The organism is Tepidanaerobacter sp. EBM-49 (assembly GCF_001896645.1).
In the GTDB taxonomy this organism is placed as follows: domain Bacteria; phylum Bacillota; class Thermosediminibacteria; order Thermosediminibacterales; family Tepidanaerobacteraceae; genus Tepidanaerobacter; species Tepidanaerobacter syntrophicus.
Genome location: NZ_MPPE01000054.1, coordinates 1 through 26,425 on the forward strand (window position 1 = coordinate 1; position 26,425 = coordinate 26,425).

The window sequence follows — 26,425 nt, forward strand, 5'->3', positions numbered from 1 at the left end:
AAATGTTACACCAGTACAAATAGATTGTTATTGTTACTACCATGTACTAATTTATAATTTAAAGCGAGGGTGGGTAAGGGGAATCTAGAGCATCAGATGTTCTATTAGGGCTGTAAACGAATTGTTTGTTCGTTTATGGCTTTTTTATTTCAAAATCATGGACAAAATCGAGGCTTTGAAAGAAGAAAACCATATATCTATAAATGCCATCTTTTAAAACAAGGGCAGATGCATATACTTTTTTGTTCTACAATTTACAAAAGCGATGACGATAGCTATGAAGTTAAACTGCTTTACAAAGATTACAAGGCGTCAATGCTTAAAATAGCTAATGCCTTTAAGGGATAAAGGCCTGGCAGAAAATGCAGCACATCAACTGTTCATAGAGGTCTTAAAAAATTTACCCTATTTTAAATTTTAAAGGATGCAGCTGATATTGAAAATAAATTCTATAATTATAATCAGTTTGCTTGATACTAAATTTCTGGTAGTTTTGCAGGATTTTTACTATTAATATAGAATACTTAAATAAGTGTTAATAATAAAATTGATATGGAGGTAAAAATTTATGAGTTCATTTGATTGCTTATTAAAACCCATAAGAATTAACAGAATGGAGCTTAAAAACAGAATAGTTATGCCACCTATGGGTACAATACTTGCCAATGAAGACAATAGTGTATCGGAAAGAAATATAGAGTATTATGCAGCACGAGCAAGAGGTGGTGCTGCTTTGATTGAAACTGAAGTAACGGAAATAGACTCGTACACAGCAGATCCGGGGATGTTAGGCATATACGATGATAGGCTGATTCCGGGATGGGAGAAACTTGCAAAAAGGATACATAAAGAAGGTTCTAAACTATGTGTCCAATTACATCATCCCGGGCGCCAAGCATCTTATCAGGGCATTAAACCGCCGAAGGCGCCATCTAAGATATCATGCCCCCTTTGCCAAGATATTCCTTCGGTAATGACAGAAGAAGAAATATACCAAGCAATAGACAACTATGCGCAAGGAGCAAGGAGGGCAAAGGAAGCAGGATTAGATGCTGTAGAAATACACGGGGCACATGGCTATTTAATCGCTCAGTTTATGTCAGCTTATTCAAACAGGAGAAGTGATAAATGGGGCGGTGATCTTGAAGGCAGGATGAGGTTTGCAATAGAGATAATAAAAGCTGTCAGAAAAGAAGTGGGACCGGATTTTCCCATTATATTTAGATATTCTGCAGATGAAAGAGTGTGGGGAGGCAGAAAAGTAGCTGAATCTGTAGCGATTGCGCCTATGCTAGTAGAAGCTGGAGCAGATTGTCTTAGCATATCTACCGGAGTCTACGACAATCTATTTTCATATCTCATAGCTCCAATGGGAGTTGAGCCGGGACTTAATGTGGAAGCTGCCGCTAAAATCAAAAAAGCTGTAAATGTGCCGGTAATCGTTGTAGGAAAGTTAAATGATCCATATATAGCAGAAAGTGTATTGGAAAACAATAAAGCTGATATTATCGCTATTGGCAGGGGCTTGATTTGCGATCCTGAATTGCCAAATAAGATTAAAGATGGAAAAATCGATGATATACGCTGGTGTATATCTTGCAATCAAGGCTGTATAGATAAACTTTTAATGACGGGCGGAGGAGTTTCCTGCCTTATGAATCCTGAAGCAGGAAGAGAGGCTGAAATAAAGAGAGAAAAGGTTGAAAATCCTAAAGAAGTTCTTATTGCAGGGGGCGGACCTGCCGGCCTTGAAGCAGCTCTTACGGCATCATCTAAAGGTCATGAAGTTATCCTTTGCGAAAAATCAGGAGAACTAGGAGGCCAATTCCTTCTTGCATGCGTGCCTCCGGGTAAACAGGAAATATCCCGCGGATTAAAATATTTTGTAACTCAGGTTGAAAAAAGCAATATAGATGTGAGGCTGAATACTGAGGTTACTAAAGATTTGGTAAAAGAATTAAAACCAGACGCAGTAATAGTAGCCACTGGCGGCAAACCTCTAATACCAAACATCCCCGGAATTGATAAAGAAAATGTTGTAACTGCCAAGGATGTGTTGGAATTTAACAAAGTAGCAGGTAAAAATGTTTTGGTAATAGGCGGTGGAATTGTTGGTTGTGAAACAACTGATTTATTACTAGAGTATGGACGTAAGGTTACGATTGTGGAAATGTTAGATGACATAGCAAAAGATATTGGTCTTGGTCCTAAATACTTCTTAATGGACAGATTTTTCCATCATGGAGTAAACATAATCACTAATTCACCAGTTAAGGAGATAACACAGGATGGTGCAATAATCGAGACTCCTGAAGGAGAAAAAACGCTTTCAGGATTTGACACAATAATTATAGCAGTAGGAACATCGCCGGTAAATGAACTTGCTGAGGCAATAGAGGGTGTAGTAGATGAGGTATATGTTGTAGGAGATGCTAAAAAGCCTAGAAAAGCATTAGAAGCTATAGCGGAAGGTTATGAAGCAGCTATAAATCTATAGGTTTTTAAGAGAAGTTGAAATTAATAAATGCTTGGCGGTTATATAAGTACGTGTCTGCCAAGCATTTATTTTTTTCACACAATCTGCCGGATATGTTATAATAACATAAGATAAATCGCAAGGAGGTTGTTCCGATGCTCATATCACTGCTGATATTTTTAATGTTAGCCATACTTTTTCCTTATTTGCTTTTGCCGATGCTGATTTTTCTTGGAATAGGCTTTTTATTTTTGCTTCCATATGTTATTGTTTTTAACTCTTTCTATAATATAATTACGATTCCGTGGCAAATTATAAAGATTGCTACAGATCGAAGAGTCAGAAAAAATCATAGTTTGGAGCACGCAACTATAAATGTGCTTGAGCAGCGATACGGAAGACCTCTGCAAGCCGGCGGACTTGCATATTCTAACGGTTTTTCCCTTTCGGGGCCGGATCTTCCGCCTATTTATGAAGTCATGAGCGCTGTAAAGGAAGCTCAATTCCGTATGATAAATGGAGAAACAGATCTGGCTATACATCCAAGGTGTGGAACCTCCATTGCCGCAGCCAATTTCTTATTTTCTCTAGCCTTTATAATCGTGCTTTTTTATGGACATCATTTGTCTTTGATAAACGTTATCTTGGCCTTTTTGCTCGCAAATATACTGGCAAAGCCTTTTGGTCGAGTTTTGCAAAAATATTTTACAACATATCCCAAAGTTGACGATGTGGCGATACAAGACATATATGTGCAATCGCCTTATGGAAATTCTCCGTTTACAATCATGTTTACTCCAACTCGTTCCTATTTTATAAAGACATATCAGGCTAAGTAAGTTCACGAAAAATTTCTTGCAAGAGTAAAGGTACATTGTATGCTAACTTGCAAGTATGATAAAATATAAAATACATTCTAAAGCAAACAATATAAGAGGTGAGAGCAGTGTTTATTGATGATGAAACAATTTCAAGTATGGCAGATGTAGCCCACATTTTTTTATCTCAAGAAGAGAGAAATAAAATTGCAGAAGAGTTTGATTCGTTGCAACAATCTTTTGAAACACTAAGTAAACTAGATATTCAGGAAGTTGAACCGACAGTTTATCCGATAACAGACAAAAATGTTTTCAGAGAAGATACTATATGGGACAGCCTTTCTGTTGATAAGGCCTTAGCAAATGCACCAGAAAAAGATAAGGGATTTTTCCTAGTGCCAAGAATTATAGAAGAATAAGTTACATATGATCGGGGGTAATGTTTTGAAACTTCACGAAATTACTATTGAAAAAGCAAATGAGCTTTTAAAGAAAAAAGAAATAACAGCTCAAGAACTGACAGAAGATATATTAAATAGAATAGATGAGTGCGAGAGCAAAATTGGGGCATATGTTACGATTGACAAAGAAGGGGCTTTAAAATCAGCTAAATTAATAGATAAAAAAGCTGATTTTACAGACCCTCTAGCAGGAATTCCCATGTCGGCAAAAGACAATATATGTACAAAAAACTTAAAGACCACATGCTGCTCAAGGATGCTGGAAAATTTTGTGCCTCCATATGACGCTACTGTAATTTCTAAGCTAAGAGAGAGGAATGCTATAATTTTAGGAAAAACTAACATGGATGAATTTGCAATCGGTTCATCTACTCAGACTTCGTTTTTCCATACAACACAAAATCCATGGGATTTGTCACGAGTGCCCGGCGGTTCTTCCGGCGGCTCGGCAGCTGCAGTGGCAAGCGATGAGTGCATTTATGCTTTAGGCTCAGATACCGGAGGATCGGTAAGACAACCCGCTTCTTACTGTGGAGTTGTTGGCCTTAAACCTACTTACAGCAGAGTTTCAAGATTTGGAGTTGCATCCCTTGCGGCAACAATGGATACTATAGGACCGATTACAAAAAATGTGACAGATTGCGCCATTGTACTTTCTGCGATTGCAGGGCAAGATAGTTTTGATCCTACTTCATCCGATATTCCGGTAGATAACTATCTGCAAAAGCTCAAGAATGATGTAAAGGGTTTAAAAATAGGCATTCCAAAAGAACTCTTATACCATGAAGCAGTTAGTAAAGACGTAAAAGATGCTGTTTTAAATGCGATTAAAGTTTATGAAGATCTTGGATGTATATGCGAAGAAATAAGCCTGAAAAATGCTGAGTACGCCATGAGCGCCTATCTTGTAACTTTGGCCGCTGAAGCGAGCTCGGAACTCGGCCAGTATGATGGTATAAGGTATGGATATAGAACATCTAGCGATTATCAGGACTTAAAAGATTTTTATAAAAAAACCAGAGGCGAGGGCTTTGGTTTTGATGTAAAATGGCATATTATTCTCGGAACTTATCTGTCAGACGAAAAATATTATGACAAGTACTACTTAAAAGCTCAAAAAATAAGGACAATTATAAAGAAAGATTTTGACGAAGCATTTAAAAAATATGATTTTTTAATAACTCCCACAACTCCTACTACGGCATTTAAGATAGGCGAAAGCTCTGATGATCCTTTTAAAATGCATATGAATGACCTGTGTGTTTCAATAGTAAATCTTGCAGGTCTGCCGGCTATATCTCTACCCTGCGGATTTTCTAAAGGGCTTCCTGTAGGTCTTCAAATTATAGGGAAAGCATTTGATGAGGCAGGAATATTGCAAGTAGCCTATGCATTTGAACAAAATAATGGTTATCACACAAGGCGTATCAAGGAGAGGATGGTTTGAGCGATGAAATATGAAAGCGTAATAGGTCTTGAGGTGCATGTTGAACTTTTTACAAAAACAAAAATATTTTGTGGATGCAGCACTGAATTTGCAGCAGATCCAAATACCCACTGCTGTCCCATTTGCCTTGGGATGCCCGGAGCACTTCCGCTTATGAATAAAAGCGTTGTTGAGTTTGCGACTAAGGCAGGACTTGCGTTAAATTGCCAGATAGCAGATTTTTCTAGGTTTGACAGGAAAAACTACTTTTACCCTGACCTTCCAAAAGCCTACCAGATATCTCAGTTCTACATACCTCTTGCGCGAAACGGCTATGTAGAAATTGAGCCTAATGGCCAAAAAAAGCGAGTCGGCATAAGAATAATGCACATGGAAGAAGACGCAGGCAAACTGGTTCATGAAGAAGGCGGATCTTATTCCCATTTAGATTTAAACAGAGCAGGAATGCCTCTAATAGAAATAGTATCAGAACCTGATATGCGTTCTGCAGAAGAAGCATGGCTTTATTTAAACAATTTAAGGACTATACTCCAATATATAGAAGTGTCAGACTGCAAAATCGAAGAAGGTTCCATGAGATGCGATATTAATATTTCTCTTAGACCTGAAGGCTCAGAACAACTGGGAACAAGAGTTGAGGTGAAAAACTTAGGTTCACTGAGAGCTGTTAGGAGAGCTATTGAATTTGAAGAAAAACGCCAGAGAGATATTTTAGAAAACGGTGGGACAGTCGATGGCGAAACCCGCCGATGGGACGAGGCGCAAGGAATCACGATTTTTATGCGTGGTAAAGGAAGTAATCGTTATTCTCCGGAGCCAAATCTTTCCCCAATTATTATCACTGATGAATGGAAAGAAGATATACGAAACCATATTCCGGAACTTCCTAATGTAAAAAAGGAGCGGTTTATTAAAGAATACGGCCTTCCGGAATACGATGCCTCTATAATTACTGCATCTAAAATCCTGGCGAATTTTTATGAGGAAACTGTAAAATATTATCATGATCCTAAAATAATCAGCAACTGGATAATGGTTGAATTAATGAACGTTTTGAATGAAACCGGCGAAGGAATAAAAGACCTGAAATTTACACCGAAACAACTTGCCGATATGCTAATAATGATTGATAAGGGCATTATAAGCGGCAAAATAGCCAAAGATGTTTTTAGAGAGATGTTTAAAACAGGCAAAAACCCTGAAGACATAGTAAGGGAAAAAAATCTTATACAGATTTCCGATGAGGCGGAACTTGAAAGTATAGCAAAAAAGGTCATTGAAAACAACCCCAAATCTGTTGAGGATTACAAAAACGGAAAAGAAAAAGCAATGTCGTTTCTTGTGGGTCAAATAATGAAAGAGACAAAAGGAAAAGCAAATCCCCAGATGGTAAACTCGATACTTACAAGATTGCTTAAAGAAATTTAATAAGTTTTTATGACTTCTCCAAAAAGCTGTTTTTAAAACAGCTTTTTTTAGTAATCTCGGCATAAATATACAAAAAAATTAAAAGGATTTTCTGGATATTTATCGAATATATAGAATAAGGGTTTTAATAAGATGCTGTAAAAAATTTAATTTCAGGAGGGGATTTAATGTTAAAGAAAAGCCTGGTAGTATTACTTGTTTTGCTGTTAGCTATTACAACCTTAGCCGGATGCGGTGGCGAAAAGCCAGCCGAAGAAGGCACCACACAGCCACAGCAAAGCGAAAGTAAAATTTTGCGAGTAGGCGTTATGTCTAATCCGCCAAAGCTTGATCCGGTTTTTGCAACAGACACTTCTTCTGCAAGGGTTATTTATCAGATATTTGAAACATTAGTAGACTATGACAATGATGGAAAAGTACAGCCGCTTTTAGCGGAGTCTTGGGACATTTCTGAAGATGGCACAGAATATATATTTCACCTAAGAAAAGGTGTCAAGTTTCATGACTCAATTGAAGGCAAACCAACAGCTAACGGAGGCAGAGAAGTAACTGCCGATGATTGGATTTGGACATTTAACTACATATTAAATCCAGATACAAATTCACCAAGGGCTTATTTCCTTGACATGATTAAAGGCTATCAGGACTATCAAGACAAAAAAACAGAACAAATTGCGGGAATTACCAAGATCGACGATTATACTTTAAAAATCGAAATTGATTATCCCTTTGCTCCGTTTTTGAGCGTTTTGGCGTATAATACTTTCAATGTTCTTCCCAAAGAAGACGTAGAAAAATATGGCACAGAACAATTTAATTTCCATCCCGTAGGAACAGGACCATTCAAATTTGAACAATGGGTCCAAGATGATAAAATCGTTCTTTCCAAAAACGAAAATTATTGGGCAAAGGACAAAGATGGCAACCAACTGCCGTATCTTGACGGTGTAGAATTTGGTATTGTTACTGATTTGGCAATGCAGTGGACGGAATTTGGACTGGGCAACTTTGATATAATTGAAGAAGTAGACGATCCGTATTATGAAGAAGCCAAGAAAATGCCAAATTTCATTGAGAGAGCAGAGCTCGGAACATACTATTACGGATTTAACTTGACAATGGCTCCTTTTAAAGATAACAAGCCACTTAGACAGGCTTTCAACTATGCAATTGACAGAGAAGGCCTTATAAACATGGTTATGAACGGCAGAGCACTTCCGGCAAGCGGGCCGCTGCCTCCGGGAATGATGGGTTATGATGAAAATATCCAACCGAAATACACATATGATGTTGAGAAAGCCAAATCACTTTTGAAAGATGCCGGCTATCCCAATGGAATAAAGGTTGAACTGGTTTACAATACCAGCGAAGGCCATAAGCGAATAGCCGAAGCCCTTCAAGCCCAATTTAAACAGGTGGGCATTGATGTTGCATTAAAGAACGTAGACTGGGGAGCATTGTTAGATGCTGCAGACAGACTGGAAATTCCATTTTTTAGAATGGGATGGGTTGCCGATTATCCGGATCCGGATAACTTCTTATATGTTTTGCTTCATTCAAATAACATCGGACCTAATGGCAACTATACAGGTTTTAGCAATAAGCAATTCGATGACCTAACTTTAAGAGCCAGAAAAGAAACAGACCCTGCAGTTCGTGAAAAACTATATAAAGAGGCTGAAGCGATAGCTCGCGAGGAGGCACCGTGGCTCTTTATATATCACTATACCACTCATGGTCTGGCTCAGCCATACGTTAAAAATATGAGAGTGCCTTTCTTTGGAGCATATTCACTTAAATACACCGAGCTTGACATACAAAAATAAAAGTTTTACCATATGGCTTCCTTATTTAAGGAAGCCATACACAAATTCTTCGAAAGTATCGTAAAAGGAGGGAAAGGGGATTTGCTAAACTATGTTATAAGAAGGCTTGTAGGAGCAATTCCTGTACTAATAGGCGTAATTGCTGTAGTGTTTATACTTACCACGATTGTTCCAGGAGACCCAGCCAGAATTATGATGGGGCAAAGGGGTAATCCTGAAACTATAGCAAAAATAAGGCATGAAATGGGGCTGGACAAACCTTTGCCTGTCCAATTTTTCGACTTTATGAAAAATGCCCTTACTCTCAATCTTGGACGTTCATATAGAAATAATATGACAGTAGTGGAGGCAATAGCAACGCGAATACCGGTGACTTTTAAGCTGGCATTTTTTGCTATAATTATAGCCGTTGCCGTAGGCGTGCCTCTAGGAATTATTTCTGCTGTAAAGCAGTATTCGTGGATTGATTATGGGGCGATGTTCTTTGCGATTCTTGGTATATCTGCGCCTGTGTTTTGGGTGGCTCTGCTTTCTGTGGTGCTTTTCTGTGTGATACTTGGTTGGATTCCTGGGACCGGCACCGGAAACGGCGAGCTTATTTATTATGTTTTGCCATCAATTGTTCTAGGACTTAGACCTGCAGCTCTCATTGCAAGGCTTACCCGTTCGAGCATGCTGGAGATAATAAGACAAGATTATATCCGCACTGCAAGAGCTAAGGGTTTATCTGAACGGGTTGTTATAATGAAACACGCACTGCGCAATGCTTTAATTCCAGTTGTAACTGTAATCGGTATTGAAGTTGCAAGTCTTTTGAGCGGTGTGGTCATCACAGAACAGATATTTTCATTGCCTGGCCTTGGAAGACTTAGCGTAGAGGCGCTGACAAATCGGGATTTTCCGGTTATAAGAGGCGTGGTTCTATTCATGGCTTTTATCTTTGTTTTAGCCAACCTTATAGTAGACCTTTCCTATCCATTTTTTGATCCAAGAATTAAATACGATTGATTGGAGGTAGAATCATGGAAATGAAAGCAGAAAATAAGCAAAAAGAAACAAAACCTAATCAAAAAATGGAAGGCCGCAGTCTTTGGGCAGATGGGTGGAGTAGACTTAAAAGAAATAAGCTCGCCATGTTTGGCATGTGGCTCATTATAATTATTTGTCTTGCTGCGATTTTTGCACCCTATATAACACGATATGATCCTTACGAACAATTTATTTGGACAGAGGGCCCCTCTGCAAGACTTTGCCCACCCTGTGCTAAGTATTGGTTTGGAACTGATGTATACGGAAGAGATATTTACACAAGAGTAATTTATGGCGCACGAATTTCACTGCAGATAGGCTTTGCGGCTACGGCCATATCAGTTGTCATAGGAGTTGCACTTGGAAGCATTGCCGGTTATTATGGTGGCTTCATTGACGATTTTATAACATGGCTGACAAATGTAATATTTGCATTTCCATTTTTGCTGTTTGTTTTGGCTCTTGTAGCCTATCTGCCTCCAAGTCTGCCTCTTTTGTATATGGCTATTGGTATAGTTTCGTGGGCGTCTTTTGCCAGAGTTGCCAGAAGCCAGGTTATTCAAGTAAAAGAGATGGAGTTCGTGGAAGCTGCAACAGCCATGGGGGGAAAAGACAGCAGGATTTTGCTAAAACATATATTGCCCAACATTTTGGCACCTATTATAGTTCAAACAACTTTAGAAATAGGAAGCATAATTATGCTCGAATCGTCTCTTAGCTTTTTGGGATTCGGTATCCAACCCCCTAAACCTGCCTGGGGATATATGATTAGCGAAGGCAAGCAATATTTTCTTTCAGGCCAGTGGTGGTGGTCTGTATTTCCGGGTTTAGCTATAATGCTACTAGTGTTGGGCTTTAATCTTTTTGGCGACGGCTTAAGGGATGCTCTAGATCCCCGGCTTAAGCAGTAAGGAGGCGCATTATGTCTAAAAACTTAGTTGAAGTAAAAAACCTCAAAACATATTTTTTTACTGAGGATGGAGTTGTTCCTGCTGTTGACGGTGTAGACTTTTCCATAAAAGAGGGAGAAACGCTTGGAATAGTAGGTGAGTCAGGCTGTGGTAAAAGCGTAACATCTCTTTCAATTTTGCGTCTTGTTCCCAGCCCTCCGGGCAAGATTGTGGATGGTGAAATTTTATTCAGAGGAGAGAATCTTCTCAAAAAATCTGAAGCTGAAATGCGCAAAATTCGGGGAAATGATATATCGATGATATTTCAAGAGCCAATGACATCACTTAATCCTGTTTTTACAGTAGGCGAGCAGATAGCAGAAGCAATTGAACTACATCAAGGCCTAGATAAAAAACAGGCAATGGATAAAGCTGTGGAAATGTTAAAATTGGTTGGGATACCCTCGGCCGAAAAACGGGTCTATGATTTTCCACACCAGATGAGTGGCGGCATGAGGCAAAGAGTGATGATTGCAATGGCTCTTTCATGTAATCCGTCTCTTCTTATAGCAGATGAGCCCACAACAGCTTTAGATGTGACCATTCAGGCACAGATACTGGAGTTGATGAAGGACCTAAAGAAAAAACTTAATACTTCTATCATGCTCATAACTCATGACCTGGGCGTAGTAGCAGAAATGGCGGAGAATGTACTTGTTATGTATGCAGGGAAAGTTGTGGAATATGCAGATGTCAGAACTATTTTCAAGGAACCGAAACATCCTTACACAATAGGCCTTATGGAGTCGATCCCAAGGCTAGATCAGCCCAGAGAAAAACTTTACGTCATTGAAGGAACGGTGCCAAATCCTTTTGACATGCCAAAAGGATGCAGATTTCACCCGCGCTGCCCTGAAGCGAAAGATATATGTGTAAACCGTGAGCCGGAATTAATTAGCAGCAATAATCATCAGGTGAGCTGCTGGAAATACAGCGACCAGTGGGAAGGGGGCGAGGATATTGGAATTTAAAAACGGTAGACTCCTTGAAGTTAAGGGATTAAAAAAGTATTTTCCCATTACAGGCGGCTTGCTGCGAAAGACAGTGGGATATGTTAAGGCAGTAGACGGTGTGGACCTTTTTATAAAGCGAGCAGAAACTTTGGGCCTTGTCGGCGAGTCCGGCTGTGGCAAATCAACGTTGGGTAGAGCTATCTTACGGCTTATTGATGCAACTGAAGGGGAGATTACATACAATGGCCAAAACATACTGGAGCTGACAAAAGAAGAAATGAGGGAACTACGAAAAAAAATGCAGATTATATTTCAAGATCCCTATGCCTCACTTAACCCGCGAATGACAGTAGGCGATATCGTAGGAGAGCCTATGGATATTTTTGGGCTTGCAAAAGGCCGAGAAAAAGAAGAAAGGATACTCGAGCTTTTAAATATTGTAGGTCTGGATGTCCAGCATATACGGCGATATCCTCATGAGTTTTCTGGCGGGCAGCGCCAAAGGATAGGAATAGCCAGAGCCCTTGCTGTAAATCCGGAAATTATTATTTGTGATGAGCCGGTTTCTGCTCTTGATGTTTCTGTAAGATCACAAGTATTGAATCTTATGCAAGAACTACAGCAAAAATTTCAACTAACTTATTTATTTATATCCCACGATTTAAGCGTAGTAAAACACATAAGCGATAGGGTGTGCGTGATGTACCTAGGGAAAATAGTTGAAGTTTCGGAGAAAAACGAACTTTATTCAAATCCACTCCACCCTTATACTAAAGCACTTCTTTCTGCAATACCTATTCCTGATCCGGAAGCAAAAAGAGAAAGGATTATTTTGGAAGGTGACGTGCCAACGCCGATAAATCCGCCAACTGGCTGTAGGTTCCATACCCGATGCCAATATGCTATGCCTGTGTGCAGCCAGCAAGAGCCAATTTTAAAAGATATCGGTAATGAACATTTTGTTGCATGCCATTTATATTAATTTTACCAAGTTTACTATTTATTGTTGAAAGGCAAATGCTACATATGCTAAAATCAGGTCATCAGGTAATGATTGCTTTGTATTGCTTGATGGCCTTAATTTGTAGTTTGACAAAACCAATCTTGACACCGGGGGGAATATTATGGCAGTAATAAGACCGTTTCGAGCATTAAGACCTACAAAAGATAAAGTGGCACAGGTTGCGGCGTTGCCGTATGATGTGGTTACAACCGAGGAAGCAAAAAAGCTAGTTAAAGACAACAACTATTCTTTTTTGCATGTGGATAAACCGGAAATCGATTTCGACGAACCTGTCGATCCGTATGATGTTAGGGTTTACAAAAAAGCCGGCGAAAAATTGTCACAGATGATTAAGGAAGGAGTATATAAAAAAGATAAAAATCCCTGTATTTATATTTATCAATTGACTAGAGATGAAAAAATCCAACAAGGGATAGTGGCTTGCACCTCGATAGACGATTATGTAAACAATGTTATAAAGAAGCATGAAAACACACTTCAAGCGAAAGAACAGGACAGAATAAACCATGTAAAATATACTAAAGCCCATACCGGGCCGATTATGATGTTTTATCAGGAAGACCCACAGATAAGCAATGAAATAAAATCATGGATTTTAAATCATAAACCGATTTATGATTTTGTTTCAGTTGACAACGTAAAGCAAACTGTTTGGATTGTAGATGATGAAACTACTATCAAAAAATTGACTGAAATGTTTTCTAAAGTAAGTTCATTATATATAGCTGATGGACACCACAGGGCGGCTGCAGCTGTAAAGGTTGGATTAGAAATGAGGCAAAGCAATCCTAATCATACCGGCGACGAAGAGTATAATTACTTTCTTTCAGTAATTTTCCCGGATAAACAGCTCACTATTATGGAATATAATCGAGTAATAAAGGACTTAAACGGCTTTAGTGAAAAAGAATTGCTGGAGAAAATCGAAGGAAATTTTGAGTTGGTTTATGAAGGAAAAGATCCTTTTAAACCAAGGGCCAAGCATTTTTTTGGAATGTATATAAACGGAAAATGGTATGGACTTAGGGTAAGAGAAAATAGCTTTGATGAAAATGATCCCGTAGGAAGCCTTGATGTGTCTATACTGCAAAATCTTGTAGTATCACCTATTTTTGGAATTACAAACCCAAGAGAAGATAACAGAATTGATTTTGTCGGAGGCGTAAAAGGCATAGATGAATTAGCGAGACTCGTTGACAGCAGAAAGGCAAGTATTGCCTTTTCGCTGTATCCAACACCTATCGACGATCTTATAAAAATTGCGGATATGGGTTTGATAATGCCGCCAAAGTCTACTTGGTTTGAGCCCAAACTGCAAAGCGGAATATTCATCCATTCTTTAGAAGACTAAAAGGGAGGAATCCACTGCGAAACACAATATCGGTAAAGCAAAATCAAAATTTATTCTCTTAATTTTTATATGTACGCTTTGCGCCTGTGCCTGCCAAAATAACCAAGAAGACGAGAAAGTAATCGAAAAAACAAATTTTATGCTTGATACAATAATAAAAATCGAGGCATTTGGGCCAAATGCGTCTTCTAGTATCGATGAGGCATTTGCCAGAATTGGCGATATCGAAAGTAAGATGACAGTAAATGCTGATTCTAGTGAAATAATTGAAGTAAATAAATTAGCAGGAAAGGAATCTTACAAGGTAAGCCCTGACACATTTTATGTAGTTAAAAAAGGGCTGGAATATTCTCGGTTATCCCAGGGAAGATTTGATATAACAATCGGGCCTTTGGTAAAATTATGGGGAATAGGAACTGACAAAGCTCGCATTCCTAGACCTGATGAAATAGAAAAAGCTCTAGAATTGGTAGATTACACCCAAGTGCTACTGGATGAAAAGAGCAACTCAATTTTTTTAAAAAAAGAAGGAATGGCTCTAGATTTAGGAGCAATTGCAAAAGGTTATGCCGCCGATGAAGCGGCACGAATTTTAAGAGAAAACGGAGTAAAAAGTGGTTTAATTGATTTGGGAGGAAATATCTATGCTCTAGGGAAAAAACCGGATGGAAAGCTGTGGAAGATAGGAGTGCAAAATCCTTTTGAACCACGCGGAAGCAGTTTTGCAACCTTAGAAGTCGCTGATAAAACATTGGTTACCTCAGGGATATATGAAAGATATTTTGAAGAAAACGGAAAAAGATATCATCATATTTTAGACACAGCAACAGGCTTTCCTGTAGAAAACGGTCTTGCAAGTGTAACAATTATATCGGAAAGCTCAATAGATGCAGATGCTATGTCAACTATGGTATTTTCTATGGGTTTAGATTTAGGAACAAAATTTATTGAAAGGCAAAAAGGTGTAGAAGCAATTTTTGTAACGACTGACCGTAAGGTATATGCAACTTCGGGAGTTAAAAATTATAATTTTAAGATAATAGATAAAACTTTCGGACAAGAAGATATTTAGCATATTGTTAAATTTTTAACAAACATTTGACAATAATATAACATTGTGACTTATTTCACTTTTTCTATTGTAAAATCAAATACGTTATGCTAAAATAATTGCGAAGGAGCGTTTGAAAGATGATTAAAAAAGCCAAAATTCCAGACGCCACAATTGGACGTTTATCATTATATTCAAGATATCTGATAGAAGCTTATGAAAAAGGAGTAACGACTGTTTCGTCTCAGAGTATTGCAGATGCCACAGGTGTAACTCCTGCCCAAGTGCGAAAAGACTTAGCGTATTTTGGGGAATTTGGAACAAGAGGCGTAGGATATAATTCTAAAGAACTTTACATGCATATAATGAAAATCTTAGGCCTTGACAAGCGTTGGCCTGTGGCAATCATAGGAGCCGGGAATTTAGGCAGAGCGCTTTCTCAGTACAAAGGTTTTCATGAACGAGGTTTTGACATATCATGCATTTTTGATAATGATCCTAAGAAAATAGGCAAAAAACTTTCCAACATAAATATTTATCATTTAGATGTTTTAGAAGAAAAGGTAAAAGAATTTAAAATCGAACTTGGTATTATTGCAGTTCCGGCACAAGCAGCTCAAGAAGTTGCAGACAAATTGGTAAAAGCCGGCATAAGAGGAATAATGAATTTTGCTCCTATAAATATTACGGTGCCTGATAATATTGTATTAAGGAGGGTAGATTTATCTGCTCAACTTGAATATTTGACCTACTATTTGGAGGAAATTTAATGAAGCTGTCAGAAATAAAGGAGCTCCTTCAGGCTAATGTATTGTGGGGAGAAGAATTTTTAGAGGCTGAAGTTACCAGCGCGTGCGGTGCTGATCTGATGAGCGATATTCTTGCAGATACTAAAACAAATGCTTTGCTTCTTACGGGACTTACTCATAGACAGATTATCCAGACAGCTGTAATGAGCGATTTTGTGGCGATTATGTTCGTCAGGGGCAAGGTTCCGCCAGCTGATGTTATAAGTCTTGCAAAACAGGTTAAAATTCCCCTTTTAAATACAAAGCTGCCGCTGTATGAAGCATGCGGCATTTTATATGAAGCCGGCTTAAGACAGCGTGTAGATGAACGAAGGGCCGCAGAAAACGCGAAAGCTAAAGAAAAAGAGCGGTCACAGACTATGAGACTCGTTTACAGTATATCCGGTAATGACTTTAACAATGCAGGCAGGGCTACAGAACAAGCAAAAATGATTTTAAAGCAGCTTGGCATAGATTCTGCTATCGCACGGAAAGTCTCAATTGCTGCATATGAAGCTGAAATGAATATAGTGATACACGCATATAAAGGACAGCTAGTTTTTGAAATTACACCTTCATACATCGAAATAGTTGCAGAAGATGAAGGACCGGGTATACCAGACATCCAAAAGGCTATGGAAGAAGGTTACTCTACTGCTCCTGCACATATAAGAGAATTAGGCTTTGGAGCTGGAATGGGTTTACCAAATATGAAAAAATTCTCAGATGTATTTGAGATAGATTCAGTTGTTGGAAAGGGCACAAAGGTCAGAATGGTTGTTTACCTATAGTGTGGCTGAAAGTTGGTGATATCGTTGCAACAAGAGTACTATCACTCTGTTACTCTTAATGTTGATAAATGCAAGGGCTGCACAAATTGTATAAAGGGGTGTCCGACGGAAGCGATAAGAGTTAGAAAAGGAAAGGCACATATTTTGGAGAATAAGTGCATTGATTGCGGCGAGTGCATAAGGATATGTCCTAACGGTGCAAAATATGCAATTACAGATAATTTATCTAAATTAAAAGAGTTTAAATTTAATGTTGCACTTCCCGCCCCCAGCTTTTTTGGACAATTTAAAAAAGAAGCTTCTATAAAAAGCATTATTTTCGCTCTCAAGAAAATCGGTTTTGATGAAGTCTACCAGGTTCCTTTGGCAGCGGAGGAAGTTTCGATTGCAATTCGTGAGTATATTAATACGCACAAAGAAATGCGGCCGCTTATTTCATCATCCTGTCCTGCTGTTTTACGGCTTATACAGGTGAGATTTCCGGAACTTATAAAAAATATAATGCCGGTGAAACCTCCTATGGAAATTGCCGCACAAAGAGCAAAGGAAATTATAATCGAAAAAATGGGATTGAGGCCCGAAGAAATTGGCGCCTTCTTTATAAGCCCATGCCCTGCTAAAGTTACTGCTGTAAGGCAGCCGTTAGGATTAAATAAATCGTCGGTAGACGGAGTAATCTCAATATCAGAGATTTTTGGAGACATAGTAAAAAATCTGGGAGATGATGAAGAAGAACAGGCATCAATATTCGGTGAAGCTTCCGGCCTTGGAATCGGCTGGGGCAGAGCAGGAGGAGAAAATTTAGCAATTGGCGGAGATAATTATCTGGCAGTAGATGGTATACACAACTGCATTGGAGTGCTAGAAGAAATTGAGATGAACAAACTCCCTGACATAGATTACATTGAATGCCAGGCGTGCATAGGCGGCTGCATAGGCGGCGCACTTGCAGTTGAAAGCCAATATATTGCGCGAGTCAAGATACGACGTTTGTCAGAAAAACTGGGCACCAAAAGCCCAATTAAGAAAGAAAAGGTAATCGAAGATTTTCGTAAGGGTTATTTCGACTTAGAAAATGCAATTTTACCAAAGCCTTCAATGAAATTGGATGATGATTTGTCAGAGGCTATCCGCAAGATGGAGCTTTTAGAAAAAACTGTAAAGGATTTGCCGGGCCTTGATTGCGGAAGCTGTGGCTCTCCAAACTGCAGGGCACTGGCTGAAGATATTGTAAAAGGACAAGCGAATGAGGAAGATTGTATATTTAAACTGCGAGACAGAGTAAAGCAGCTGGCCGGCGAGATGTATGATCTTGCACAAAAGCTGCCTCCAACCTTAGATGCAAAGGAAAGGCAGGAGTGAAATATAAATGGATTTAAAAACTATGCAAGATTTACTCGCGCTAAAGTTAGTTACAAAAATCACAAACCTCGATAGAAAAGTTAAAGGCGGGTACGCTTCAGACCTTTTAAGCTGGGTCATGGCCCATGCTAAAGAAGATGAGGTTTGGATAACGATTCAAAGCCATCAGAATATAGTAGCAGTAGCCTCACTCTTAAATCTTGCGGCAATAATTGTTGCCGAAAGTGTAACCGTAGGCGAAGATACCATAAAAAAGGCCGAAGCCGAAAATATTGCAATATATTCCAGCGAAAAATCGATTTTTGAGCTCTGTGGTATACTGTATAATTTATTGTTATCGGAGACTTAGGCAATGCTTAAAGAATTTGGCGCAGATCTTCATATTCATACCTGTTTGTCACCGTGCGCCGATGACGAGATGATTCCCGTAAACATCTTAAATATGGCAAAACTGCTTGGCACTAAAATAATAGGAATATGCGATCACAATTCAGCTAAGAATATTCAAGCAATAATAGACTTGGCTAGTGGCTATGATATTTTAGTGGTGCCGGGTATGGAAGTGCAGAGCGTGGAAGAAGTTCATCTGCTGTGTTTTTTTGAAAAAATGCAAACACTTTTAAAGTGGCAAGAATACGTATACGGTTCTCTGCCTTCTATAAAAAATAGGCCTGAGTATTTTGGCCATCAGTGGATAGTAGACGGCCAAGGCAATATTTTAGATGAAGAATGTCGGATGCTGCTTGCATCAACTTCTTTTACGGTAGAAGATATTTCTAAAATGGTGGCAGAGCTTGGTGGACTGCTTATCCCTGCTCATGTAGATAGAGGTAGCTACAGCATAATAAGTCAGCTTGGTTTTATACCTGAAAGCCTAAGAATTGACGGAGTAGAATTTTCCAGGATGATCTCCAAAAATGATTTTATAACTAAATTTCCGGGCCTTGAGAGGTACACCTTGATTACATCTTCTGATGCTCATAGATTAAAAGACATGGTTTATCAAAAAACTTTTTTCCATATAGAATCTTTAAATTATGCCGAAGTTGTTATGGCTCTTAAGGGTTTGGAAGGGAGGAAGGTAGTAGTAACTTAGGTAGATATAAATGCATATGCTTATTCATATTGTGAAAGAACTCATTATAACATTTAAAGCGAAGGAGAGGAAGAAATAATGTCAGTAGTTTTAAATCAGCAACAAGAGTTTGCTGAAAAACTAAAACAAGTAGAAGTAATGTTGGAAAAATACAAAGGTAAAAGAGGTACTCTATTACAAGCACTGCAAGAAGCTCAAAATATCGTCGGATATTTACCGATGGAAGTTCAAAAGATGGTTTCAGAGGCACTAAATATTACATTAAGTGAAGTCTACAGTACTGTTACCTTCTATTCGTTTTTCAGTTTAAAACCAAAAGGAAAATATCAAATAAGAACATGCCTTGGAACAGCTTGCTATGTAAGGGGAGCAGAGAAAGTCCTCGATAGGTTAAAAACTGAGTTAGGTATCGATGTAGGAGATACCACAGACGATGGAAAGTTCTCCCTTAATTCCTGCCGCTGCATAGGCGCCTGCGGACTTGCCCCCGCTATGATTATCAATGATGAAGTTTATGGAAGAATGACCCCTGATAAAGTTCCGGATATCTTAAAGAGATTTGAGTAATCATGCAAGAACTTTCGCTGCATATCTTAGATATTGCTCAAAATTCAATAGCAGCAAAAGCATCCCTTGTGGAAATTGAAATTGAAGAAGACAAAAAGAAAGATTTATTAACTATCAAGATCAAAGACAACGGAACAGGTATGGACGAAGAAACATCTCGCAAAGTGTCAGACCCGTTTTTTACTACGAGGACAACTCGAAAAGTAGGAATGGGCATCCCTCTTTTTGCACAAGCTGCCCAAAGCTGCGGAGGAGATTTAAAGATCTACTCTAAAAAAGGTAAAGGAACAACAATTGAAGCCACATTTATATTAAGCCATATTGACAGAGCTCCCTTGGGAAGTATGTCAGATACGATGGTGTCGCTTGTTGCATCACACCCGGAAATTGACTTTGTATACAGACATAAAGTGCAAGATAAGGAATTTGTTTTTGATACTCGCGAGATAAAAAAGATACTACATGAAGTGCCTATAAATAATCCGCTGGTTCTCGACTGGATAAAAAAATTCATCGAGAGCGGCTTGAAGGAAATTGATGGAGGTGCGTAAAATGCCAGTAATCAAGTCGATAGAGGAGCTTGAAAAGATTAGAGAGCAAGCAAAAGATATGATAAATCTAAGAGTGGACAATGAAACAAAGACCCGTATAGTAGTGGGTATGGGAACTTGCGGTATCGCCGCCGGTGCAAGAGCTGTCATGCTTGCGATCTTAGATGAATTAAAGAAGAGGAATATAGATAACGTAATTGTTACTGAAACCGGCTGCATAGGTCTTTGCCAGTATGAGCCATTAGTAGATGTCATTCAACCCGGTAAGCCGAAGGTGACATACGTCAATATGACGCCAGAAAAGGCAAGAGAGGTTGTAGTAAAGCATATAATAAATAATCAAGTTGTTGATGAATATGTAGTGCCAAATGTATAACAGATGGGATAACTTAAGGAGGTTATAGAAATGGAAATATACAGAGCCCATGTCCTTGTGTGTAAAGGAACCGGGTGCACAGCTTCCGGCAGCGAAGCAGTCCTGGATGCTTTTGAAAAAGAAATAGAAAAAAAGGGTCTTTCAAAAGAGGTTAAGGTGGTTCAAACAGGCTGCCTTGGTCTTTGTGAACTTGGACCAAATGTACTAATTTATCCTGAAGGAAGTTATTACTGCACAGTCAAACCCGAAGATGTTCCCGAAATTGTTGAAGAGCATTTGCTTAAAGGCCGCATAGTAGAACGCCTTTTATATAAAGAACCTGATACCAAAGAACGTTTCCGCTCACTGATGGATATCGATTTTTACAAGAAGCAAAAACGTATAGCTCTTAGACACTGCGGGCTTATAAATCCTGAAATAATTGAAGAGTATATAGCAAATGACGGTTATGCTGCTTTAGCCAAAGCACTGACTCAAATGAAACCGCAGGAAGTAATTGATGAAATTAAAAAATCGGGTTTAAGAGGTCGTGGAGGCGGTGGATTCCCCACAGGCAACAAGTGGCAGTTTGCTGCAAATGCTGAAGGAGATATAAAGTACGTAGTATGCAACGCTGATGAAGGAGATCCCGGTGCCTTTATGGACCGCAGCGTTTTGGAAGGAGATCCCCATACTATATTGGAAGCGATGGAAATTGCAGGTTATGCCATTGGTGCAAGCGAAGGCTATATATATGTAAGAGCTGAATACCCTATAGCTGTAAAACGATTGGAAATAGCAATTGAACAGGCTAGAAACCATGGACTTTTAGGGGAAAATATCCTTGGAACCGGCTTTAATTTTGATATCTTCTTAAGACTAGGCTCAGGAGCTTTTGTATGCGGAGAAGAAACAGCACTTTTGGCTTCAGTCGAGGGGCGCCGTGGAGAGCCAAGACCAAGACCGCCATTTCCTGCAAACAAGGGACTTTGGGGCAAGCCTACAATAATAAATAATGTAGAAACTTTTGCTAATGTGCCTGAAATTATATTAAAAGGTGCTGACTGGTTTTCAAGCATCGGCTCAGAAAAGAGCAAAGGAACTAAGGTATTTGCAGTAGGAGGAAAAATCAACCATACAGGCCTTGTAGAAATCCCGATGGGAACACCACTGAGAGAGGTAATATACGATATCTGCGGAGGCATTGCCAACAACAAAAAATTTAAGGCTGTCCAGACTGGCGGACCTTCGGGCGGCTGTCTGCCGGCATCCTTGCTGGATATGCCAATTGAATATGACACTCTTGTACAAGCAGGCTCTATGATGGGCTCCGGCGGTATGATAGTCATGGATGAAGATAACTGCATGGTAGATATAGCAAAATTCTTCTTAACCTTTACCCAGGAAGAATCTTGTGGGAAATGCCCGCCGTGCAGAATCGGTACCAAAAGAATGCTTGAAATCTTAGAAAGAATAACAAACGGTGAAGGAAGAGAAGGAGATATTGAGCTTTTAGAAAATCTGGCAAACAGCGTTAAAGCTTCAGCTTTATGTGGCCTTGGCCAGACAGCTCCCAATCCTGTGCTTTCTACAATAAGATATTTTAGAGATGAATATGAGGCACATATAAGGGATAAAAAATGCCCGGCCGGTGCTTGCAAGGCTTTAATACATTATGAAGTTGTGCCTGAAAAATGCAAGAGCTGCGGTGTTTGCGCAAAGGTGTGCCCGGCAGGTGCGATCAGCGGTGAAAGAAAGCAGCCATATAAAATAGATACGGATAAATGCATAAAATGCAACAGCTGTTTTGACAGATGCCCATTTGACGCCATTGTCAAGATATAGCGGAAGGAGAGAAAAACATGGGTGATATGGTAACATTAACTATAGACGGAGTAAAAGTGGAAGTTTCCAAAGATGCTACAGTGCTTGAAGCCGCAAGAAAAGCTGGAATCAGAATTCCGACGCTCTGCTTTTTAAAAGGAGTAAACCAAATAGGAGCTTGCCGCATGTGTGTTGTAGAGGTAAAAGGCGGCAAGGCTCTGCAGACTGCTTGCGTTTTACCGGTTTCAGAAGGCATGGAAGTTATTACTAACTCTCCTGCAGTAAGAGAATCAAGAAAGGTGACTTTGGAACTTTTACTTTCAGATCATAATTTGGAATGTCCCACATGCATAAGAAATCTAAACTGTGAGCTGCAAAAGCTTTCAGAAGAATTAGGTATAAAGTCTCTTAGATATCCCGGAGAAAAAAGCAAGTCTCAATATGACGATTTCTCACCTTCAATAGTGAGAGATACATCAAAATGCATATTATGTCGCAGGTGTGTAAGCACATGCCATGATGTGCAAAGTGTAGGTGTAATATCGCCTAACTACAGAGGGTTCAATACGGTAATTGCTCCGGTATACGATATGAGCTTAAATGATGTTCCCTGCACTAACTGCGGTCAGTGTATAACAGCTTGCCCAGTTGGAGCTTTAAAGGAAAAAGATGATACAGACAGAGTATGGCAGGCTTTGGCCGATCCGGAAAAATTTGTCGTAGTTCAAACCGCTCCTGCAATAAGGGTATCTCTAGGAGAAGAATTCGGCAAAAAGCGTGGAGCAATTGTAACAAATAAAATGCCTGCTGCCCTCAGAAGGCTTGGCTTTGACAAGGTATTCGATACGGATTTTTCAGCCGACCTTACAATTATGGAAGAAGGATCTGAGTTTTTAGACAGGCTCCAAAACGGGGGTAAACTTCCCCTTATAACTTCCTGCAGTCCGGGGTGGATAAAATTCTGTGAGCATTATTATCCGGAATTTCTTGAAAATGTTTCTACATGCAAGTCTCCGCAGCAGATGTTTGGAGCTCTGGTAAAAACGTACTATGCTGAAAAAATCGGAATAGACCCTGCAAAGATCTTTTCAGTATCTATAATGCCCTGTACTGCCAAAAAATACGAGTGCCAGCGTCCCGAGATGTTCTCTAGCGGATATCAGGACGTAGATGCGGTCCTGACTACTCGGGAAATTTCAAGGATGCTAAAGGAAGCAGGAATAAATCTTAATACTCTTCCCGATGAGGATTTTGACGAGCCTCTTGGAATATCCACCGGCGCAGGCGCTATATTCGGTGCAACCGGCGGTGTTATGGAAGCTGCCTTAAGAACCGTATATGAGATTGTTACCAAGAAAGAGCTAAAAAACATAGATTTTACTCAGGTAAGAGGAGTAGAAGGCGTTAAAGAAGCGACAATCGACATAGACGGACTTAAAGTAAACGTAGCTGTTGCCCATGGTCTTTCAAATGCAAGAGCCGTACTTGAAAGAGTTAAAAATGGCGAAGCCAACTATCACTTTATCGAGATAATGGCATGCCCCGGCGGCTGCGTTGGCGGAGGCGGACAGCCGATACTAAGTTCAGACGAGCGCTGGGAGATAGATTATAGGGAAGAAAGGGCAAAAGCAATATATGAAGTAGATCGGAATATGCCCCTTAGAAAATCCCATGAAAATCCTGCAATTAAAGCTGTCTATGAAGAGTTTTTAGGCAAACCCCTTGGCGAAAAATCTCATGAGCTGCTTCACACTCATTATGTAAAACGCGAGCTCTATCCCGTTATGAAATAATAAGAAAAGACGTAAACCAAATCTTTAAATCTCATAAATTAAATATATTAGTGGAAAGCGAAAGCTTAGAGAATAAGAAAAGCCCGCTTTCCACTTTCTTTTAATAAAATTTTAGCTAGACTATGGCGGAAACTAAAATTGCTGTTCCTTGAATAGATTGTATTTCTGGTATATAATTTAACCGTCGTTTTCATTTTTTAAATAAAACAAAAATAACAGCGGAGGTGTGAAAAAATGAATAATTTCTTAAGTCCAAAAGAAATAGCAGAGGCATTTGACAATGTGTCTGTGGGTAAAGCAAAAAATTCACTGGTAAATTTAATTATTTTAGGAATTTTAGCAGGAGCTTATATTGCTTTTGCGGGTTTTGCATCACAAATGATATCCTATGGTATAACAAATCCCGGCCTTGCAAAGTTTGCAAGCGGAGCAGTTTTTCCAACCGGTCTTATATTAGTAGTAATTTGCGGAGCCGAACTTTTTACAGGAAATAACCTTATGATAATAGGCCTTATGGATAAAAAAATCAGCTTGGAACAGCTTTTAAGAAATTGGATTACGGTTTACATATCAAATTTTATAGGTTCAGTAATTATTGCATACCTGATAAGCTGCAGCGGCTTACTTGACAGTGGCGGTCAGCTTTTAGGAGCTACCGTAATTAAAACAGCAATAACAAAAGCATCATTACCTTTTAGCCAGGCCCTTGTTAGAGGAATTTTATGTAATATAATGGTGGTACTTGCTGTATGGATGGCTACTGCCGCAAAAGATATCGCAGGCAAAATTTGCGCTATTTGGTTTCCTATTATGCTCTTTGTGATGTCAGGCTTTGAGCACAGCGTGGCCAATATGTATTTTATACCTGCCGGAATTTTTGCCGCCTCAAATGCGGCCTATCTTGAAGTAGGCAAGATTGATCCGTCTTCAATAGGTGTTTTGAACGCGGTGGGTCTTTTTTCAAATTTAATTCCTGTTACCATAGGCAATATATTAGGAGGAGCTATTGTAATAGGAATTGCTTATTGGTATGTATACAGACGCAATTCTTAAATCGCCATAATATTATTTTTAAATGAAGGTTTTTAGTAAAACTTGTCGAATAATAACTAGGTTAGCTCAAAGAAGGAGGCGAAAGAATGGTTAAGACCTTTAACGGTGGTATACATCCACCATACAATAAAGAATTGACCAAGAATAAACCTATAAAGGAAACTGTTTTACCCAGCAAGGTTATACTCCCTATGGGTATGCATGTAGGTGCTCCCTGTGAGCCGCTGGTAAAAGTTGGAGATATGGTAAAGAAAGGCCAAAAAATAGGAGATTCCAAAGCCTTTGTTTCGGTGCCGGTTCATGCCAGCATTTCAGGGAAGGTAATTGCAGTAGAGCCTAGATTATGGCCGGGCGGAGGTTTAATGATGTCCGTTGTTATCGAATCTGACGGGAAAGACGAGGCCTATGAGGATATTAACCCTCCTAAACCGTTAGATAAGCTGACGCCAGAAGAGATAAAAAGTATAATACGCGAAGCCGGCATGGCGGGACTAGGAGGCGCAGGTTTTCCCACACATGTTAAACTTGCGGTACCGCCGGAAAAAAATATAGATACAATCATTGTAAATGCTGCAGAGTGCGAACCTTACATCACAGCAGACCACAGGCTGTTACTAGAACATCCGGAAGATGTGGTTTTAGGCCTTAAGGCCATTATGAAAGCAGTCAATGTGAACAAAGGAATTATAGCAATAGAAGACAATAAAATAGATGCGTTAGACGGTATAAACCGAGCCATCGCCGGAAGCGAAGGGATTCAAGTTATAATTTTAGCTACAAAGTACCCTCAAGGCGGCGAAAAACAACTTATACAAGCTGTAACTGATAGAGAAGTTCCCTCCGGCGGCCTGCCTATGGATGTAGGAGTAATAGTTAACAATGCCGGCACGTGTGCGGCTATTGCAAAAGTGCTAAAAACCGGTATGCCTCTTATTGAAAGAATAACCACGGTAACCGGTTCAGGGATAAACGAGCCAAGCAATCTTTTAATAAGAATAGGCACACCCCTTATTGATATTATAGAACAGTGTGGCGGCTTTAAAGGCACTCCCGGCAAGGTTTTAATGGGTGGCCCGATGATGGGCCTGGCCCAGTCTACACTGGATGTTCCGGCCATAAAGGGCACCTCCGGCATATTGGTTTTAGAAAAATCAGATGTAAAGCTTTTTGAACCATCGACCTGTATTAATTGTGCGCGTTGCGTAGATGCTTGTCCCATAAACCTTTTACCTACAAGACTTGCTAAATTCTCGGAAAAAGGCAGATGGAAGGACGCTGAAGACTACCACGCAATGGATTGTATAGAATGCGGTTGCTGTGCATATGTATGTCCGGCACATATACCGCTGACACAACATATAAGGATTGCAAAGAATACTATAACAGCTTTAAGGAAGAAAAATAAGAAGTAGATTTTTTCTGACAAGATAG

Annotated in this window: 24 protein-coding genes; all 24 read left to right on the forward strand. The window is 39.4% G+C overall.

Annotation, left to right across the window (positions count from 1 at the left end):
- The first annotated feature begins 568 nt into the window (after window positions 1–568).
- The 24 genes from BUE08_RS09570 to rsxC all read left to right on the forward strand — a co-directional run bounded on the left by BUE08_RS09570 (window position 569) and on the right by rsxC (window position 26,406).
- Complete coding sequence (locus tag BUE08_RS09570; protein ID WP_286680826.1) at window positions 569–2,497, forward strand: oxidoreductase; 1,929 nt, start codon at window positions 569–571, stop codon at window positions 2,495–2,497.
- Window positions 2,498–2,631: 134 nt separating this feature from the next.
- Window positions 2,632–3,315 (forward strand): DUF6391 domain-containing protein, encoded by a 684-nt coding sequence (locus tag BUE08_RS09575; RefSeq protein ID WP_213950966.1) that lies wholly within the window; start codon window positions 2,632–2,634, stop codon window positions 3,313–3,315.
- 107 nt (window positions 3,316–3,422) lie between these two features.
- Window positions 3,423–3,713, forward strand: coding sequence for an Asp-tRNA(Asn)/Glu-tRNA(Gln) amidotransferase subunit GatC (gene gatC / locus BUE08_RS09580; protein WP_059033406.1), 291 nt, complete (start codon window positions 3,423–3,425; stop codon window positions 3,711–3,713).
- A 25-nt stretch (window positions 3,714–3,738) separates the two neighbouring features.
- On the forward strand, window positions 3,739–5,202 hold the full coding sequence (gene gatA, locus BUE08_RS09585) for an Asp-tRNA(Asn)/Glu-tRNA(Gln) amidotransferase subunit GatA (protein ID WP_286680827.1): 1,464 nt from the start codon (window positions 3,739–3,741) through the stop codon (window positions 5,200–5,202).
- A gap of 3 nt (window positions 5,203–5,205) precedes the next feature.
- The gene (gene gatB, locus BUE08_RS09590) at window positions 5,206–6,630 is read left to right on the forward strand and encodes an Asp-tRNA(Asn)/Glu-tRNA(Gln) amidotransferase subunit GatB (protein WP_281743662.1); all 1,425 of its coding nucleotides are present in this window, start codon (window positions 5,206–5,208) and stop codon (window positions 6,628–6,630) included.
- Between the two features lie 167 nt (window positions 6,631–6,797).
- The gene (locus tag BUE08_RS09595) at window positions 6,798–8,456 is read left to right on the forward strand and encodes an ABC transporter substrate-binding protein (protein ID WP_059033440.1); all 1,659 of its coding nucleotides are present in this window, start codon (window positions 6,798–6,800) and stop codon (window positions 8,454–8,456) included.
- Window positions 8,457–8,537: 81 nt separating this feature from the next.
- A complete protein-coding gene (locus BUE08_RS09600) occupies window positions 8,538–9,464 on the forward strand; it encodes an ABC transporter permease (protein ID WP_059033442.1) in 927 nt (308 codons plus the stop codon).
- A gap of 20 nt (window positions 9,465–9,484) precedes the next feature.
- Window positions 9,485–10,396, forward strand: coding sequence for an ABC transporter permease (locus tag BUE08_RS09605; RefSeq protein WP_059034290.1), 912 nt, complete (start codon window positions 9,485–9,487; stop codon window positions 10,394–10,396).
- Window positions 10,397–10,407: 11 nt separating this feature from the next.
- A complete protein-coding gene (locus tag BUE08_RS09610; RefSeq protein WP_213950970.1) occupies window positions 10,408–11,406 on the forward strand; it encodes an ABC transporter ATP-binding protein in 999 nt (332 codons plus the stop codon).
- Complete coding sequence (locus BUE08_RS09615; protein WP_273039759.1) at window positions 11,396–12,370, forward strand: ABC transporter ATP-binding protein; 975 nt, start codon at window positions 11,396–11,398, stop codon at window positions 12,368–12,370. Before BUE08_RS09610 ends, BUE08_RS09615 begins: the two co-directional genes overlap by 11 nt.
- A gap of 142 nt (window positions 12,371–12,512) precedes the next feature.
- Window positions 12,513–13,763: a DUF1015 domain-containing protein gene (locus BUE08_RS09620; protein ID WP_213996597.1), complete on the forward strand. Its 1,251-nt coding sequence runs from the start codon at window positions 12,513–12,515 to the stop codon at window positions 13,761–13,763.
- Window positions 13,764–13,902: 139 nt separating this feature from the next.
- Entirely contained in the window at window positions 13,903–14,835 is a 933-nt protein-coding gene (locus BUE08_RS09625; protein ID WP_274964170.1) for an FAD:protein FMN transferase, read from the forward strand.
- 119 nt (window positions 14,836–14,954) lie between these two features.
- Complete coding sequence (locus tag BUE08_RS09630; RefSeq protein ID WP_059033451.1) at window positions 14,955–15,584, forward strand: redox-sensing transcriptional repressor Rex; 630 nt, start codon at window positions 14,955–14,957, stop codon at window positions 15,582–15,584.
- A complete protein-coding gene (locus BUE08_RS09635) occupies window positions 15,584–16,393 on the forward strand; it encodes an ATP-binding protein (RefSeq protein WP_059033453.1) in 810 nt (269 codons plus the stop codon). Before BUE08_RS09630 ends, BUE08_RS09635 begins: the two co-directional genes overlap by 1 nt.
- A 15-nt stretch (window positions 16,394–16,408) precedes the next feature.
- The gene (locus BUE08_RS09640) at window positions 16,409–17,755 is read left to right on the forward strand and encodes a [Fe-Fe] hydrogenase large subunit C-terminal domain-containing protein (protein ID WP_083497758.1); all 1,347 of its coding nucleotides are present in this window, start codon (window positions 16,409–16,411) and stop codon (window positions 17,753–17,755) included.
- Between the two features lie 7 nt (window positions 17,756–17,762).
- Window positions 17,763–18,104: an AraC family transcriptional regulator gene (locus BUE08_RS09645; RefSeq protein WP_059033457.1), complete on the forward strand. Its 342-nt coding sequence runs from the start codon at window positions 17,763–17,765 to the stop codon at window positions 18,102–18,104.
- A 3-nt stretch (window positions 18,105–18,107) separates the two neighbouring features.
- Window positions 18,108–18,851 (forward strand): PHP domain-containing protein, encoded by a 744-nt coding sequence (locus tag BUE08_RS09650; protein ID WP_213996593.1) that lies wholly within the window; start codon window positions 18,108–18,110, stop codon window positions 18,849–18,851.
- A 78-nt stretch (window positions 18,852–18,929) separates the two neighbouring features.
- Window positions 18,930–19,418 (forward strand): NADH-quinone oxidoreductase subunit NuoE, encoded by a 489-nt coding sequence (nuoE, locus tag BUE08_RS09655; RefSeq protein WP_059033461.1) that lies wholly within the window; start codon window positions 18,930–18,932, stop codon window positions 19,416–19,418.
- A 2-nt stretch (window positions 19,419–19,420) separates the two neighbouring features.
- Window positions 19,421–19,969, forward strand: coding sequence for an ATP-binding protein (locus BUE08_RS09660; RefSeq protein WP_059033463.1), 549 nt, complete (start codon window positions 19,421–19,423; stop codon window positions 19,967–19,969).
- Between the two features lies 1 nt (window position 19,970).
- Window positions 19,971–20,345 carry a (2Fe-2S) ferredoxin domain-containing protein gene (locus tag BUE08_RS09665; protein WP_083497734.1) on the forward strand — a complete coding sequence of 125 codons (375 nt, stop codon included), beginning with the start codon at window positions 19,971–19,973 and terminating at the stop codon, window positions 20,343–20,345.
- A gap of 30 nt (window positions 20,346–20,375) precedes the next feature.
- Complete coding sequence (gene nuoF / locus BUE08_RS09670; protein WP_213996592.1) at window positions 20,376–22,169, forward strand: NADH-quinone oxidoreductase subunit NuoF; 1,794 nt, start codon at window positions 20,376–20,378, stop codon at window positions 22,167–22,169.
- A gap of 17 nt (window positions 22,170–22,186) precedes the next feature.
- Window positions 22,187–23,941, forward strand: coding sequence for an NADH-dependent [FeFe] hydrogenase, group A6 (locus tag BUE08_RS09675; protein WP_059033467.1), 1,755 nt, complete (start codon window positions 22,187–22,189; stop codon window positions 23,939–23,941).
- Between the two features lie 234 nt (window positions 23,942–24,175).
- Window positions 24,176–24,994 carry a formate/nitrite transporter family protein gene (locus BUE08_RS09680; RefSeq protein WP_213950977.1) on the forward strand — a complete coding sequence of 273 codons (819 nt, stop codon included), beginning with the start codon at window positions 24,176–24,178 and terminating at the stop codon, window positions 24,992–24,994.
- An 86-nt stretch (window positions 24,995–25,080) separates the two neighbouring features.
- Window positions 25,081–26,406, forward strand: a complete 1,326-nt coding sequence (gene rsxC / locus BUE08_RS09685; protein WP_213950978.1) for an electron transport complex subunit RsxC — start codon at window positions 25,081–25,083, stop codon at window positions 26,404–26,406.
- Window positions 26,407–26,425 lie beyond the last annotated feature (19 nt).